The 15,376-nt window shown below is 66.1% G+C and carries 18 protein-coding genes and 1 other RNA gene; 3 read left to right on the top strand and 16 right to left on the bottom strand.

Annotated elements, in window-relative coordinates; translation table 11 throughout:
* Positions 1-9 precede the first annotated feature (9 nt).
* From mraZ to rsmI, 8 genes are all read right to left on the bottom strand, one after another.
* Positions 10-456 carry a division/cell wall cluster transcriptional repressor MraZ gene (gene mraZ / locus F455_RS0107915; protein ID WP_018972748.1) on the bottom strand — a complete coding sequence of 149 codons (447 nt, stop codon included), beginning with the start codon at positions 454-456 and terminating at the stop codon, positions 10-12.
* A gap of 339 nt (positions 457-795) precedes the next feature.
* Positions 796-2,040 carry an HlyD family secretion protein gene (locus F455_RS0107910; protein ID WP_169337306.1) on the bottom strand — a complete coding sequence of 415 codons (1,245 nt, stop codon included), beginning with the start codon at positions 2,038-2,040 and terminating at the stop codon, positions 796-798.
* A gap of 347 nt (positions 2,041-2,387) precedes the next feature.
* Positions 2,388-2,840: RNase P RNA component class A (gene rnpB, locus F455_RS22000), an RNA gene on the bottom strand.
* A 48-nt stretch (positions 2,841-2,888) separates the two neighbouring features.
* Positions 2,889-3,764, bottom strand: a complete 876-nt coding sequence (locus tag F455_RS0107895; RefSeq protein ID WP_018972745.1) for an alpha/beta fold hydrolase — start codon at positions 3,762-3,764, stop codon at positions 2,889-2,891.
* Between the two features lie 4 nt (positions 3,765-3,768).
* On the bottom strand, positions 3,769-3,918 hold the full coding sequence (locus F455_RS23200; protein ID WP_018972744.1) for a TRASH domain-containing protein: 150 nt from the start codon (positions 3,916-3,918) through the stop codon (positions 3,769-3,771).
* 93 nt (positions 3,919-4,011) lie between these two features.
* Positions 4,012-4,902 (bottom strand): helix-turn-helix transcriptional regulator, encoded by an 891-nt coding sequence (locus tag F455_RS0107885; protein WP_018972743.1) that lies wholly within the window; start codon positions 4,900-4,902, stop codon positions 4,012-4,014.
* A 136-nt stretch (positions 4,903-5,038) separates the two neighbouring features.
* Positions 5,039-5,662 carry a GNAT family N-acetyltransferase gene (locus F455_RS20140; protein WP_018972742.1) on the bottom strand — a complete coding sequence of 208 codons (624 nt, stop codon included), beginning with the start codon at positions 5,660-5,662 and terminating at the stop codon, positions 5,039-5,041.
* Positions 5,662-6,528, bottom strand: a complete 867-nt coding sequence (rsmI, locus tag F455_RS0107875; protein ID WP_018972741.1) for a 16S rRNA (cytidine(1402)-2'-O)-methyltransferase — start codon at positions 6,526-6,528, stop codon at positions 5,662-5,664. Before rsmI ends, F455_RS20140 begins: the two co-directional genes overlap by 1 nt.
* Positions 6,529-6,613: 85 nt before the next feature.
* On the opposite strand from rsmI, the gene F455_RS20135 reads away from it, so the two are divergent.
* From F455_RS20135 to F455_RS0107860, 3 genes are all read left to right on the top strand, one after another.
* Positions 6,614-8,425: a penicillin-binding protein activator gene (locus F455_RS20135; RefSeq protein ID WP_018972740.1), complete on the top strand. Its 1,812-nt coding sequence runs from the start codon at positions 6,614-6,616 to the stop codon at positions 8,423-8,425.
* Between the two features lie 13 nt (positions 8,426-8,438).
* Positions 8,439-8,816 (top strand): YraN family protein, encoded by a 378-nt coding sequence (locus F455_RS0107865; RefSeq protein ID WP_018972739.1) that lies wholly within the window; start codon positions 8,439-8,441, stop codon positions 8,814-8,816.
* 71 nt (positions 8,817-8,887) lie between these two features.
* The gene (locus F455_RS0107860) at positions 8,888-9,487 is read left to right on the top strand and encodes a BON domain-containing protein (RefSeq protein WP_026293185.1); all 600 of its coding nucleotides are present in this window, start codon (positions 8,888-8,890) and stop codon (positions 9,485-9,487) included.
* A gap of 53 nt (positions 9,488-9,540) precedes the next feature.
* Here F455_RS0107860 and F455_RS0107855 read toward each other — a convergent pair whose 3' ends face one another.
* The 8 genes from F455_RS0107855 to F455_RS0107820 all read right to left on the bottom strand — a co-directional run bounded on the left by F455_RS0107855 (position 9,541) and on the right by F455_RS0107820 (position 15,373).
* Positions 9,541-10,278 carry an acetoacetate decarboxylase gene (locus F455_RS0107855; protein ID WP_018972737.1) on the bottom strand — a complete coding sequence of 246 codons (738 nt, stop codon included), beginning with the start codon at positions 10,276-10,278 and terminating at the stop codon, positions 9,541-9,543.
* 83 nt (positions 10,279-10,361) lie between these two features.
* A complete protein-coding gene (locus F455_RS0107850) occupies positions 10,362-10,856 on the bottom strand; it encodes a phosphatidylglycerophosphatase A family protein (protein WP_018972736.1) in 495 nt (164 codons plus the stop codon).
* On the bottom strand, positions 10,853-11,815 hold the full coding sequence (thiL, locus tag F455_RS0107845; RefSeq protein ID WP_018972735.1) for a thiamine-phosphate kinase: 963 nt from the start codon (positions 11,813-11,815) through the stop codon (positions 10,853-10,855). Before thiL ends, F455_RS0107850 begins: the two co-directional genes overlap by 4 nt.
* Position 11,816: 1 nt before the next feature.
* A complete protein-coding gene (nusB, locus tag F455_RS0107840) occupies positions 11,817-12,278 on the bottom strand; it encodes a transcription antitermination factor NusB (protein ID WP_018972734.1) in 462 nt (153 codons plus the stop codon).
* On the bottom strand, positions 12,271-12,777 hold the full coding sequence (gene ribH, locus F455_RS0107835) for a 6,7-dimethyl-8-ribityllumazine synthase (protein WP_018972733.1): 507 nt from the start codon (positions 12,775-12,777) through the stop codon (positions 12,271-12,273). Before ribH ends, nusB begins: the two co-directional genes overlap by 8 nt.
* 83 nt (positions 12,778-12,860) lie before the next feature.
* Positions 12,861-13,955, bottom strand: a complete 1,095-nt coding sequence (gene ribB / locus F455_RS0107830) for a 3,4-dihydroxy-2-butanone-4-phosphate synthase (protein WP_018972732.1) — start codon at positions 13,953-13,955, stop codon at positions 12,861-12,863.
* On the bottom strand, positions 13,945-14,751 hold the full coding sequence (locus tag F455_RS20130; RefSeq protein ID WP_018972731.1) for a CPBP family intramembrane glutamic endopeptidase: 807 nt from the start codon (positions 14,749-14,751) through the stop codon (positions 13,945-13,947). Before F455_RS20130 ends, ribB begins: the two co-directional genes overlap by 11 nt.
* A gap of 31 nt (positions 14,752-14,782) precedes the next feature.
* Positions 14,783-15,373 carry a riboflavin synthase gene (locus F455_RS0107820; protein WP_018972730.1) on the bottom strand — a complete coding sequence of 197 codons (591 nt, stop codon included), beginning with the start codon at positions 15,371-15,373 and terminating at the stop codon, positions 14,783-14,785.
* Positions 15,374-15,376 lie beyond the last annotated feature (3 nt).

Here is a 15,376-nt window from a genome sequence, read left to right as displayed (position 1 = left end):
GAGCTTCCCTCACAGCTTCAAATCCAGCATCTCGTCGGAGAGATCGCCCTCGCCAATCGTCTGGCGGATCTTGTTCAGGTGCGCCTGCTCACTCCACAGCTCGAACTTCGCGTTCATGCCGAGCAAAATCGCGCGCTTTTCGATCCCGGCGGCCATGCGCTGACTCGCTGGAACCAGGACGCGCGCGGACCCGTCGAGCTCGATCTGCGCGGCCGCGCCTACGAGTTTCAGCTGCAGGTCGCGGTGCACGCGCTTGACGCTCGACAACGCGTTGACCTGATCGCGCACCTTTTCCCACTCGGCTTGCGGGAACAACCACAGGCAGCCATGCTCGAACGGGTTGTAGGTGAACACGAGGCGATTCGCGCACGCGGACGCGATCAGGTCGCGATAGGCGGTAGGAAGCGCCAATCGACCCTTGTCGTCCAACGTGACCGCGGTTTCGCCCTGGAACATGATCCGCAATTCCCACTAAAAACCACAAAATCCCACTGACCGCCACAATATCGACGGCATACAGGGCTGTCAAGGAAAAATTGCTTTGCAGATCAAGGAGAAGCGCAGGAATTTGTGACTATTTCGTGCGCTTTCTGAGGAAGCGACAAAAGGTGATTGAATTCACGCAAGTTTTCCCCAAGGGCCAAAGCTCCCTCGCAGCGGATTTGGTGCCGGCATTGCGCCCAAGCACGACCGCCATCCGCGTCAGTTTGCGCGGAATATACAATTGCAAAAGAATACAAGTATAGAAGTATCCAGAAACGCGACGCGAGCACGGCCCGGGGGCCGCCGCCGCGATCAGTCGGCCACGGTCAGCGCGGCCTTGGCGTACAGCGCCTGATCCAGCCCGATTGCGAAGCGGTCACCCGGCCGCGCGCCAGAGCGAATCTCGACGTACTTGCCGGATAGCGCGCCGAACTGAATGCGCTGGCGGTGCAACTCGTTGCCGCTGAGCAGGTAGATGTCGCGCTCCTTGAACGGCTGGATGTCGTCGGCGCGCTCGACGTAGACCGCCTCGCTGGTCGGGGCGCCCTCGATGTCGCCGGCCAGCGACTCGGCCGCACGCACACCGAACGGCAGCGGTTCGTTCGGCGCGACATCGACCAGGACCGAGTCATCGCGCACCTTGGGATCGATGCGTACGACCGTGCCGCGCACCACCTTGCCCTGCACGTAAAGCGTCGCCTTGTTGCCGTGCGCGATCGACGCCGCCTTGGCCTGCGGAATCTTGAGCGCCGCGATCAGGTCGTTGCTGCTCGACACGAGTGCGAGCTTCTCCCCCGGCGACACCGCCTGGCCGAGCTCGACGAACACGTCCTGGATCGGGCCATCGACCGAACTTCGGACCTTGAGCTCCTCGAGTTTCTGCTGCGCCAGCGCGAGACCGTCCTTGGCCTGCTTGAGCGCCTCCTCCTTGATTGCGATGCGCGAAGCGCCGAGATCCTGGGCGAGCGCGACCCGGTCCGCCTGCTCGGCGATCTGCGAGCGCAGGCCGCCGACTTTCGCATCGGCGCGCGCCATGTCGAGTTTCGAGATGATGCCGCGCTCCATCAGCGGACGCAGCGCATCGCGCTCGCGCACCTCGATCGCGAGTCCGCGTTCGAGCTCCTTCTGCCGACTCGATTGCGCCATCGCCTCGATCTTTTCGCTGAGCACGGCTTCCTTGAGATCGAGATTCGCCTTCTCCAGGGCGACGCGCGATGCCTGCGCCTGCTCGGCGAGGCGGCTGTTGCTGAGGCGAAAGACGACATCGCCCTTCTTCACCATCGCCCCGGGGGCGAAAGGAATTTCCTCCACCGTGCCCGAGGTCGGCGAAGCGAGCAGCTTTTTCTCCTTTTCGACGAAAATGCCGGAAGCCGGCACCGGCACGACCAGATCACCCTGCTGCACGAGCACGGTTTCGAAATTGCGGCGCAGGACGAATACGTCATCCGGCTTGCGTTTCCCCGCGAACACCAGCGCAACCGTCGCGGCTAGCGCACACACGCCCAAGCCGAGGCCAAGGACCAGGCGGGGGTGACGGGATGCAAAATGAAGGTTCATGCTCTTTCCTGCTGCTGACTGGCTACGGCTGACCGCGCCCGCCGCCATCGCGCCGACCAGATCGGTGCGATGGCGGCTTTCTATGATGGAACTAGCCGAAACGCGCGCACTGTCGCCTGCGAAGCGGATCGACGGCGGCCATTGGATGCCGCTGCGCGCCGGTTAGTTCCCGAACACGCGCAGGCGGACAGTCGCCGGGACCGGACACGGCTCCCGTCTTCATTTCACAAACAAGTGCGACCGAGGGTGTCCGCATCGCGATCAGCGACGACTGGTTGCTTCATTGAAAAGGGCGGCCACGAATGGCCGCTTTTTCGACATTCGCGTTCACGGATGAACGCACAAATAAAGGGAGTCGGCCGATAAGCCGGGTTTTGTCGTTGGACAGTCATTCCTCTAGGCTCACCGTCGCCGATGAGCTCGAGCAACCTACCCGGGAGCGACGCGGGCCGCGCCATGCTCCCCTATTCGGTCTTGCTCCGGGTGGAGTTTACCGTGCCACGCGACGTTGTCCCCGCGCGCGGTGCGCTCTTACCGCACCGTTTCACCCTTACCACGCACCTCGCCACCCTGGTACTGCCGACCCTTCTTGGAATTCGGGACTTGGCCGTTGCGCGCTGCGCGCCCAACGTCAAGTCCGGTCAATCGGCGGTACAGGGGTGACGAGGCCGTTCGGCGGTCTATTCTCTGTTGCACTGGTCGTCGGCTCACGCCGCCCAGGTGTTACCTGGCACCCTGCCCTGTGGAGCCCGGACTTTCCTCGAGACGCTTGCGCGCCGCGCGACTGTCTGGCCGACTCCGCTGCGGATTTTAGCCGATCCGGCCCGGGTTTGCCGGACCGATCCGCCTCACGCGGCCTCGCGCAGCGCCGCCTGCCAATGCGTACGCAGCTCGCGATTGAAATCCTGCCAGCGCTCTTCGGGGAAAAAGATGCGCGCGCCTTCGTATTCCACGCGCTTGCGCGTGCCGGGAATCGTCTCAGCCAGCCAACGCGACCAAGCTGCATCGAAATACACGTCATCCGTGCCCCAGACGATCAGTGTCGGTGCGGTGAACGCCTTGAGCCGGCCTTCGATCGCGCGCGTGTGCTTGTTGTCGAACGCGGCGAGGAAACGTTCGAGATCGCGCAGACGCTGCGGGCTGCGCAGGAACGGACGCAGATAGGTTTCGATGTCCGCATCGCCCAGCCGTTCGGGATGCTCGTAAGCCGGACCCAGCGCTTCGGGCGAACGAAAGATGCCCTTGTCCGCAAGCATCGCCTCGAGCGTGCCACGCAAGCCGCCATCGGCTGCCATCGCCAGAAACGGCTTGAACGCCTCGGGCGGCCAATTGTCGTGCGTGTCGCAGTCGGTCAGGGTCAGGCTGCGTACGCGCTGCGGATGCAATGCGGCGAAAATCTGCGCGATGCCGCCGCCGCTGTCGTTGCCGACGAGATCGACCTGGGCAATGCCGAGCGCATCGAGGAACTGCGCGAGCATGTTCGCGTTCGCGGTCACCGACACGTCCTGCTCGGGCAGGATTTCGGTATCGCCGTGCGCAAGCAGGTCGACGGCAATGCAACGGCGCACGTCGGACAATCCGGCGAGCTGGTGGCGCCAGAGATGGCCGTTCAGCAGCACGCCGTGGACGAACAGAGCAACGGGACCGCTGCCCTGTTCGACATAGCCGATCGTGCCGGAAGCCGTGCGCACGCTGCGCCGAGTCGGGGAGGTTTGCGTGCTCATGGCGTCAGCCCTGCTCCTGCGCCGATGCGTGCGCTTCCTTGAGCTTCTGTGCGCATTCATCGCAACACACTTCGACGGTCTTGCCGCCGATCTTGACTTTGATGGGGTTGGCATCGAGCTCGCAGTCGCAAGCCGCACAAGTCTTGGTGGTCATGACATTCTCTCTTCGTTGGCGCCCGACGTCCGGGCAGGTGCATTACGCCACCGCGAGGATTGACCCGCTGTCAGAATCTTTAGCGATTTCGATTCAGGCCGACTTGTGCAACGCGGCCTGGCGAAATTCGGTCGGCGAACGCCCGTAGGTCTGCTGGAACGCGGCGCTGAAGTGGCTGTGGCTGGAGAAGCCCAGATCGAGGCTCAGCGCACTCAGGTCTTCGTACTGCGCGATCAAATCGAGCGCCCGCGCAAGGCGCAGACGCAGCTGATAGCGGTACAGCGGCAGGCCCTCGACCTGCTGGAAACTCTGGGTCAGATAGACCGGCGAAACGCCGACTTCGCCCGCAATGTCGGCCAGCGTCCAGCGCCGCGCGAGATCGCTGGTCAGCACGAGCTTGGCGCGGTCAACCAGACGCTGGCGCCCGCTGCTGGCCGCCGCCGCGTGCGTCGTGCGCGGTCCGAGGGCGCGCTGCGCGAGCGTCAGCGCAAGGCCTTCGGCTTCGAGCGGCTCGGCGATTCCCGCACGCAAGCTGTGTCGCAACAGCGCAACCAGCGCCTGTGCGCGCGCATCGATGCGCAGGCGCTGGCGGCGAAAGCGCAACGGCACACCCTCGTGCAGCAGAGCCGGCGGGGCCAGTTCGCGCAACAGGTTTTCATCGACCGCGACAACGAGGCTCGCGTCGCCGCCCTCGACCGGATGGCTGACGCTGTAGCCTTCCTGTGCATTGAACAGCAGCACCTGGCTCGCATCGGCCACTGCCTCGTCGCGGCCGACATGGCGCACGTAGACACCGCGATACGGAAACACCAGATGCGTGCCGCTCGCGCATTCCTCCGCGCTCTTGTGCCGGCAGTTGCCGCGACAGTACACGTCGCGCACGGTGACCGTCGGGGTTTTCAGCAATGTCTGGACGGTGAATTCGGACATGTGGGTGTCGATCTGCGAGGCGGAGCCACTCACGGTCCACGGACGAAGACGCATCCTACAACGCCTTGGGTGAAACACTCGTGATCCGGGCCGTAGTACGCAGTGCGCCTGAACGGCCGCCGATTGGTCCTAGCGAACCGGCTGCACGAGCTGACACCGACATCATGCCTTGCTGGTCTTGCCGCGCTGTTCACGCGGATGGCGTCGACATCGGCTTCGCAGCTGCGTCTCCGAAATCGATGCGCATCGCATAGCGGCGTTTCGAGGGATGCGTGACTTCGTTGAAGCCGGCCGCCCTGAACGCGCCGACCGCACCGACATGCAGCTCGCCCCAGGTGATCTCCTCGCCGCGTGTGGCCATCGGATAGCCCTCGATCGCCGCCGCGTCGTGCCGCCGCGCATAGTCGACGGCCGCCGCAGCCAGCGCGTAGCTGATGCCGCGCCGTCGATAACCGGCGCGCACGACGAAACAGACGACGGCCCAGACCTTCGCATCCTCCTTGTCCTCGCGCCGCTCCGCCCAAGGCACGGGCGAGTTGCGCAGCGGGGCGAACTGGCAGCGCGGGCCAAGCCGGCACCAGCCGACCGGATCATCTCCCAGGTAGGCGAGCAAGCCTGGCGCGGCCGGACGGGCTCCGACGATTTCCTCATGCAGAAAATCCCGGCGCAGGTCACGCGGCATGTGCCAATACTCGCGCATTGGCAAGATGGCACGCTGGCATTGGCAGGCCGCCGCACCACCGCGCTTGCCGAACACCGTCTGCAGATCCATCCATCTCGCCTCGTCGACCGGGACGATCCTCAATGAATCCATCACGCCTCCCGCGGCCCCTGTGCCGAATACAGCGCCTTGCGCGGCGCGCCGGTGATCTCGGCGGCGAGCTTGGCCGCGCGGCTCGGCGGCAGCTCGGCGCTGAGGATCCTGTAGACACGCAGACCCTCGATCAGTTTCGCCGCGTCATCGTCGTCCCCGGCGCCCTTGACCAGCACGACGAATTCGCCGCGCTGCTGGTCGGCATCGCCGGCGACTCGCTGCGCGAGTCCGGCCAGCGTGCCGTCGAGCACGGTCTCGAACTGCTTGGTCAGCTCGCGCGCGACCACGGCTTCGCGTTCACCGCCAAATTCCGCAGCGAGGTCGGCGAGCGACTCGACGATGCGATGGCTGGACTCGTAGAAGATCAGCGTGCGCGGATCCGCGCGCAGCACCTGCAAGGCGGCGCGGCGCGCAGCCGACTTCGCCGGCAGAAATCCTTCGAATGCGAATCGATCCGACGGCAGGCCCGCCGCCGACAACGCCGCGATCGCGGCGCACGCGCCGGGAATCGGCGACACCGGGATCCCCGCCGCGCGCGCCGCGCGCACGAGGCGATAACCGGGATCGCTGACCAGTGGAGTGCCTGCGTCGCTGATCAGCGCGATGTTCGCGCCACCCTGCATGCGCCGCACCAGATCGGCGCTCGCCTCGCGTTCGTTATGTTCGTGCAGGGCGAGCGTACGCGTCGCGATGCCGTGATGGCGCAGCAGCGCCGCGCTGTGGCGCGTGTCTTCGGCCGCGATCAGGTCGGCCTGAGCGAGCGTCGCCCGCGCACGCGGGCTCAGGTCGTCGAGATTGCCGATCGGCGTCGCGACGACGAACAGCTTGCCGCCCGCTGCCAGCGGTTTGTCGTCCTGCCTGCTCATGCCGCGCGCCTGTAATGGGATCGCCGGCTAGTTTAGCCGCCCCGCGCTTCCGCTATCATGCGCGCACACTCGGGATCGACCTTTCATGCATACGACGAGCCGCACCCTGCGCTGCCTTCTTGCCGTCCTTGCCGCCGCTCTGCTGCTCGGCGGCTGCGCCGAACTGCCCGGCAATCGCGACAATGGGCCGGCCGCGAGCGAAGCGGAACAATGGTTCAAGAACGGCGAATTCGACCGCGCCGGCCAGGCCTTCATGGATATTGCCGAAGGCGACCGCGAATATCGCGACCACTATCGTTTGCGCGCCGCCGAAGCGTTTCACGAGGAAGGCAATCTCAACGCAGTCGCCTGGGCGCTCGATGGGGTCAAGGCGCGCCGCCTGCCCGAAGCCGAGCAGCCGCGACTCGATCTGCTCGAAGCGGAACTCGCGCTGTCGAAGAAGGACACGCAGCGTGCGCTGACTCTGCTCACGCTCGATGAGACGAAGCTGTCGCGCCCGCTTCGCCTGCGCACGCTCGAGCTGCGCGCACGCGCGCAGGCGCTTGCCGGCGACCCATTCGCGAGCGCTCGCACGCGTGCCGCACTCAATCCCGCGCTGCAGGGCAAGGACCGCGAGCGCAACGAAAACCAGATCGTCGATACGCTGGCTAGCATCGATGCGGAGATGCTCAAGCAACAGGCTGCCTCGTTGCTGCCTGGCGACGCCTTGCGTGCCTACATCGATCTTGCGTTGCGCCGATCCGGACAGGCGCTGGCGCAGGGGATCACGCAGCCGGGATTGCCGGTCGGCACGCAGGGCGGCGCGAATGCGATGAACGGCGAAGGCTATCGTCCGGCGCGCGTGATCGCGCTGCTGTTGCCGATCGACGGTCAGCTCAAGGCCGTTGCCCAGGCCGTGCGCGACGGCGTGTTCGCCGCCTATTTCTCCGACACGCACACGTCGCGTCCGGAACTGCGCGTGTACGATGCCGGCAACAGCGCCGCCGACGCGATCAGCGCCTACCAGCACGCAGTCGCCGATGGCGCCGATCACGTGATCGGACCGCTGCGCCGCGATGCGGTTTCTGCCGTGTTCGCGCAAAGCCAGCTGACGGCGCCGGTGCTCGCGCTCAACCTGCCCGAACGCGGCGAGGCGCCGCCGCCGGGCAGCGCGGCATTCGGCCTCAATCCCGACACCGAAGGCGCGCAGGCCGCTCAGCACATGCTCGATCGCGGCCTCAACCACGCCGCGATCATCGCTGCCGACAGCGATTGGGCCGAGCGTGCCGCGGCCGCATTCCATGCCCAGTTCGAGGCCGGACAGGGCAGCGTGATCGGCGAATCACGCCTGAAGGCCGGCGAATTGAACTTCGCCGCGAACATAAAAAATGCGCTCGCCACATTGCCGACGCCGAGCGCCGCCGGCGGCAACGATGCGGCCAACCCGGCCAACAGCGGTGTGTTCATCAGCATGACACCGCAACAAGCGCGTCTGTTCGTGCCGCAACTCAAGCTCGCCGGCTACGTGAACCTGCCCGTGTTCGCTACCTCGCATCTGTTCGGCGGCCTGACCAATCCGGGCATGGATCGCGATCTCGACGGCGTCGAGTTCTGCGACGCGCCTTGGTTGTTTGATGCGGTAGTCGGGTTGCCGCACCACGGCGACATCGCCAATTCGCTCGAATCCGCGCGCGGCGCCGGTGCGCGCCTGTTCGCAATGGGCATGGATGCCTATGCTCTCGTTCCCTACCTCGAATGGATGAGCCAGCACCACGATGCCTATTTGCCCGGCGCGACCGGTCAGCTCGGCAACGACGGCAGCGGCCGCATCCAGCGCCTGCTGACCTGGGCACGCTTCAGCGAAGGCGTCGCCACACCGGTCAGCGGCAGCCTGCAGGTCGGCGCACCGACGCCCTAGGCGCATGGCGTCGATGAGCGCGCGCGCAATCGGTGAACTCTGGGAAAGCGCGGCGCTCGCGCATCTGCGCAAAGCCGGACTCGAACCCGTCACACGCAACTTCCATTGCCGCTACGGCGAGATCGACCTCGTCATGCTCGATCGGAACGCGCACGACGGAGATGTCCTGATCTTCGTCGAGGTGCGCTACCGCGACGATGCAACGCGCGGCGGCGGCACCGCCTCGGTCGGCGCGACCAAGCAGCGCAAGCTCGTGCAGACCGCGCAGGTGTTCCTGCAGGCGCATGCACGGTTCGCCGACCTGCCTTGTCGTTTCGACGTGATCGGCTGTGCCGGCACGCCGCAACGACCCGTCTTCGAATGGACGCGCAATGCCTTCGAGGCGGTGTGAGGACACCGCGCGTTCAGCGCCGAGTCACCGCCCAGGCGCAACCGTACCGCCACCGCCCCGACCCCTTCACCATGAATCGCGCATTGTATAAATTGATACTTCTTCTCGCCCTGGCAACACCGTTGCAAGGCTGCCTGCTCGCTGTGGCCGGCGCGGGCGTGGCCGCCGGAGTCGGCGTGGCGCACGATCGCCGCGATGCCGGCACCGTGCTCGCCGACCGCCGCCTCGCGTTGAACGCAAGCGATGCGATCAACCGCGACAAGGCTTTCGTCAACGACGACAACTTCGTCCACACGGTCGTCTACAACGGCAGCCTGTTGCTCTGCGGCCAATTGCGCAGCGCGGAGCTCAAGCAGCGCGCGCAAGCGCAGGTCGAGCATCTCGACGGCGTCAAACGCGTGGTCAACGAAATCGAAGTCACCGACGAGCCGATCGGCTTCTGGCGCCGCCGCGCGGACAACACGATGACCGCACGCGTGAAGACCGCGCTGCTCGACATCACCAGCCTCAATGATTTCGACCCGAGTCGGGTCAACGTGACCACGGTCGACAGCGTCGTCTACCTGATGGGCATGGTCAGCCGCGACGAGGCCGATGCCGTCGTCGAAGTCGCGCGCAATGTCACCGGCGTCGCCAAGGTGGTGAAGGTGTTCGAATACACCGACGCCTGACGGTATGTGCGCACTCGTCATCCCCGCGTGCGCGGGAATGACGGGCAGCCGAGCTAAGCAAGATAGTCGTGCACGACTTCGCCGTAGGGCAGAAGCAGGTCCGCTTTCAGGTGCACGGCGGAGAGGACCTCGCGCACCGGCAAATCCGCCACCGGCGCGAGCGCATGCGCGAACAGGTCGAGCGCGCCGGGCCCGGTCCACGCGCCCTTGAACTCCTTGCACTGCATCGCATAACGCACCAGCTCGCAGATGCGCGGCGTGCCGTCGACATGCGGTAGGATTTTGAGCAGATAGGCCGGCGCCTCCAAGCTCGCGATCGCCTTGTTGCGATCCATCGGCGCGTACTTGAAGCCCATCGTGCCACGCGCAACGGGCATGTCCGAATAGCGCAGCTCGCCGACGAGCGTATCGCGATGCACCTTGAGCGTCGGCTCGCCGATCTTTTTCGGGAAGCCCCAGAGCTCGCGCCCGCCCGCGGTCGGCGGATGATCGTCGAGGAACATCATGCGCACGTAACCGCCGGGCTCGCCCTTGTACTTGATCGGAATGACCTGGCCCGACTCGGTGTAGTCGCCGAAGCCGGTCGAATCCGGCATGCGGATGAATTCGTACTTCACCACCGGCTCGGTCATCTCGAGCGGCGCCGGGATGATCTTCGCAAGCGCATCGGGATCGGTGCGATAGGTGATGATCAGGTACTCGCGGTCGACGAACAGATACGGCCCCGGCGGATAGGCCGGGTTGTCGATCGGCATTGCGAACGCGCGCTTGCGGATTTCTTCTTCGGTCATGGGAGGTGCTCTGAAGAAACAGTCGGGAGGTGGTGAGCGCTCATGATTTTCGCGATCAGCAACGAGGGCAAAGGTGCACCGAACTATCCCACAAGTCTCGTTAAGGCTGCCAGCGCGAGCGCGGCATAGACGCCGGCGAGAACGTCGTCGAGCATTACGCCGAACCCGCCTTTGATGTTGCGGTCCGCCCACGACACCGGCCAGGGTTTGGCAATGTCGAAAAGCCGGAACAAGGCGAATCCCGCCGCAAGCAGCCACCACGCAGACGGCATCCACAGCAGCGGCATCAGTGCGATCCATTGGCCGACGAATTCGTCCCAGACGACGAAACCCGGGTCGTCGACATGCAACCTGTCGACGACGCGCGCACACGCCCACACGCCGAGCGCGAATGCGAACGCGACGACGGCGAAGTACAACGGCCACGGCAGTTCGCGCAGCGCCAACCAGGGCAGCAGCGCGGCCAGCGAACCCGCGGTGCCGGGCGCGACCGGGCTCAGCCCCGTGCCGAAGCCGCAGGCGATCCACCTGGCCGGATCGCGCAGCAGTGCGGCGCGTTGGCTTGGGTCGAGCCTCATGGCGAAAAATGCTCCCAGCCCGGACGCGGCGACGCCACGAGGCTACCGTCCACAGCGCGCACGCGCACGCCTGGCTCAGCGACGATGCGGCCGATGCGCGTCGCCGCGCAACCGCTGCGCGCAAGGTCGTTGAGCAGTTCGATTGCGATCGCCGGAGCGGCGCTGAAGCACAACTCGTAGTCGTCGCCGCCAGCGAGTTGCAGCGACACTCGCGCTTCCGCGGCGACGAGGCCCAGCAGCGCCGGCGATGCCGGCAGCAGCGTCAGATCGATTTCGGCACCGACCGCGCTGGCGTGGCAGATATGCCCGAGATCGGCGACGAGACCGTCCGACACGTCGATGCAGGCATGCGCGCGAGCGCGCAACAGCAAGCCTTGCGCGACGCGCGGCGTGGGCCGGTTCAGCCTCGCGAGCAGATGTTCCTGCGCTTTCCCGGCAACACCCGGACCTTGCAGGAGCGCCAGGCCCGCCGCCGCATCGCCGAGCGTGCCGGTGACGAACACCGCGTCGCCGACTTTCGCGCCACTGCGGCGTAGCGCCAGCGATTCCGGCACGAAGCCGTGCACGGTCACGGTGATGGAAAGCGGCCCCTGCGTCGTGTCGCCGCCGACGAGGGCGAGATCGAATTCGCGCGCGAGCGCGGCAAAGCCATCGACGAACGCCGCTGTCCACGCGGCATCGGCGTCGGGCAAGGTCAGCGCCAGCGTCGCCCATGCCGGCGTCGCGCCCATCGCGGCGAGATCGCTCAGGTTGACCGCGAGCGACTTCCAACCGATATCGAACGGCGCCGTATCCTTCGGGAAATGCACACCCGACACGAGCGTGTCGGTGCTGACCGCGAGCATCTGCCCTGCCGGTACCGCAAGCAACGCCGCATCGTCGCCGATACCGAGGCGCACATCCTCGCGCGCGACCGCGCAGCGCGCGCGGATCAGGTCGATCAGCGCGAATTCTGCCACGTCAACCGCGCGCGCCTGCGGCGTACTCCGCCTGCCTCGCCTGCGCGGCGAACTTGTCGAGCACGCCATTGATGTAGGTGTGACCGTGGTCGGCGCCAAAGCGCTTGGTCACCTCGATCGCCTCGTTGATGACGACGCGGTACGGCACGTCGATGCGATGGCGCAGCTCGTACGCGGCGAGGCGCAGCGCGGCGCGCTCGATCGGATCGACCTGGGCGACGCTGCGGTCGAGGAATGGTGCCAGCGCCGCGTCGAGCTCGGCGCAGTGCGCATCGACGCCGCGCAGCAGGTCCTCGAAGTATTCGAGATCGGCGACTTCCATGTCCTGCTCGTGGCGGAATTCGTCGATCACTTTCGCCATCGAATTGCCGCTCAGCTGCCAGGCATAGATGGCCTGCAGCGCGCGCCGACGCGCGCGCGAACGCGCGTTGAGGTCGACGCCGTCGGCGCGGGGCTTATTCATCGCGTCCGCCCTCGATCGCCGTCTTGATCGCAACGTTCAGTTTTTCGCATAGGTCCACCATTTCCATTGCAGCGAGTGCCACTTCCTCGCCCTTGTTGCCGTGCGCGCCACCGGCGCGCGCCTGCGCGTCGGCATGACGCTCGACCGCAAGCACGCCGTTGAGTACGGGCACGCCGTGATCGAGCGCGACACGCATGAGGCCTTGTGCGCAGCCGTCGGCGACGTGCTCGTAGTGACGCGTGTCGCCGCGCACGACGCAGCCAAGCGCGAGAATCGCCGCGTGCCGGCCCGCATGCGCGAGCCGAGTCGCCACGACCGGAATCTCCCACGCGCCAGGCACGCGCACGAGATCGACCGCCGCGTCGGCGACGCCGTGCTCGCGCAGCGCGCGCTGTGCACCGTCGACAAGCACGTCGACGATGCCGGGATTCCAGCGGCTGGCGATGATCGCGAATCGCGCCGCCACGTGGGGGCGCAATTCGCCGGAATAGTTCGGCATCGGGAAACGCAGGCAGGCGCGGAGGATTCCGCAACGCATAGTTTACCGGAAGGGCGTGCCCGCGGACCGATCGGCGCGTTGGGTTACGCCGGTTCCTCGTAGCCGGCAATCTCGAGGCCGAAGCCATCGAGGCCGTGGAAGCGCCGCTTGGTGCCGAGCACGGTCAGGCGGCGCACACCGAGGTCGGCGAGAATCTGCGCACCCAGGCCGTGCTGGCGGCCGTCGTGGCCGGTCTCGGTTTCGCGGCGCGTGCCGGCTTCGAGGCGTTCGAGCGCGCCCGCCGCCTCCTTTGCATCGGCAAGCACGACGACGACACCGCGGCCTGCCTCACCCACGCGCCGCAATGCCGCGCTGAGGGAGAAGCCCGCCGGCGTGTCGGCAAGGTGCAACACGTCGCTCAGCGTATCGCGCACATGCACGCGCGCGAGCACGGGCGCACCGTCGTCGACCTTGCCGCGCACGAGGGCAAAGTGCGGCAGGCTCGAAAGGGCATCGCGATAGCCGACCAGACGAAATGCGCCGAATTCGGTTTGCACTTCGCGCTCGAACGCGCGCGCGACGGTTTTCTCGGTCTGCAGGCGGTGGCGGATCAGGTCGGCGATCGTGCCGACCTTGAGCCCGTGTTCGCGCGCAAACGCGATCAGCTGCGCACCGCGCTTCATCGTGCCGTCGTCGTTGACGATCTCGACGAGGATGCCCGACAGCATCGGCAGGCCGGCCAGACGCACGAGGTCGATCGTCGCTTCGGTGTGGCCGGCGCGCGTGAGCACGCCGCCCTCGCTGTAGCGCAGCGGGAAGATGTGGCCGGGACGCGCAAAATCCGACGCCTGCGATGTCGGATCGGCCAGCGCGCGGATCGTGCGCGCGCGGTCGGCCGCGGAGATGCCCGTGGTCGTGCCGTGGCGGTAGTCGACCGAGATCGTGAACGCAGTGCGATGGCTCTCGCTGTTGTCGGTCACCATCTGCGGCAACTGCAATTCCTCGAGCCGCGCGCGCAGCATCGGCTGGCAGATGATGCCGCTCGAATGGCGCACGATGAAGGCAATCGATTCCTCGGTGACCGCCTGCGCGGCCATGATCAGATCGCCTTCGTTCTCGCGGTCCTCGTCGTCGGCGATAATGACCATGCGCCCGGCGCGGATGTCGGCGACGATGTCTTCAATGGGGTCAAATTGCATGAGTTCGTTTCCAGAATGGCGGCACGAAGTGCCCGCGCCGATGCGCGTAAATCAAGAACAACGCCGCCACGATAACGCAAAGCACGACGCTGACGAGCGACGCCTCAATGCCGAACGCGCCGCCGGTCAGCCAGTCCGGACCGACGAGTTCGGTGCGCAGCAGGCCCTGCCCCGAATGCCCCGAATCGGCAATGCCGAACAGACCGGTCTGGGTGAAGTTCCATGCCACATGGATACCGGCCGTCCACCACAGCGAACGCGTGGCGACATAGACCGCACCGAGCATCACCCCGCCTTCGATGCCGAGCGCGGCAATCGACAGCGGCGTCGCGCCCGGATTGCCGATATGCAATGAAGCAAACAGCAGCGCGGACAAGGCGATCGCGGCAAAGCTACCGAACACGTTTTCCAGATTGCGCAGCACGACACCGCGCGCGACGAGCTCCTCGAACGTGCCGGCGAGGATCGCCACGCCGGGCAGGCCGGCACGCGCGAACGCGCCACCCGCATCGAACTTGGCAACGCTCGCGAGCGCGAGTGCAGCCACGACAATGCCGATCAGCAGCGCGCCGAGCGCGAGCCCGTACAACGCCCCGTCTGCGTGCCGCGGTGCGAGTTCGTCTGCTGCGCGCCGTGCGACGAAACGCGCGTAAAGGTTGTACGCGTTGCAGGCAATCACCGCCGCAACGAGCGCGAACAGCGCGCCCCAGAGCGCGTCGAGGCGATAGACGACCTGCATCGCGAAGCGATACGCCGCGTTGAGCGGCAGCGCAAGGATCACGAGTTCCGCAATCAACGCGCCAACTGGTTGGCGTAGCCAGCGCATATCAGCCGCGCAGCAATCGCTCGACGTAACGCGCGATCAGGTCGATTTCGACATTGATCGCATCACCGACGCGCCGGTCCTTGAACGTCGTCACCGCGATCGTATGCGGAATCAGGTTCACGCCGAAACGCGCGCCGTCGGTCTGGTTAACGGTCAGACTCGTACCGTCGATACAGACCGAGCCCTTGCCGGCGATGTACTTCGCCAGTTCCGCCGGCACTTCGAACGTCCAACGCTGCGAGCGCGCGTCAGGCTCGATCGCGAGCACGCGGCCGACGCCGTCGACATGGCCCGAAACAAGATGGCCGTCGAGACGGTCGGCCAGGCGCAGTGCCTTCTCCAGGTTCACGCCGGAACCCACAACCAGCGAGCCAAGACTCGTGCACGCCAGGGTTTCATTCGATACGTCGAACGCGAGCCGCGTCGCGTCGATCGCGACCACGGTCAGGCAGACGCCGGCTACGGCGATGCTGTCGCCGAGCGCGATGCCGTCGACGCCGAGGCCGTCTGCGTCGACCACGAGGCGCACATCGCCGCCACGTGGTTCCATCGCCGCGATTTTTCCAACCGATTGAACGATGCCGCTGAACATGAG

The organism is Rudaea cellulosilytica DSM 22992 (assembly GCF_000378125.1).
In the GTDB taxonomy this organism is placed as follows: Bacteria; Pseudomonadota; Gammaproteobacteria; order Xanthomonadales; family Rhodanobacteraceae; genus Rudaea; species Rudaea cellulosilytica.
The sequence above is the reverse complement of the archived record's forward strand: the minus strand, read 5'-3'. Positions and strand labels throughout refer to the sequence as shown.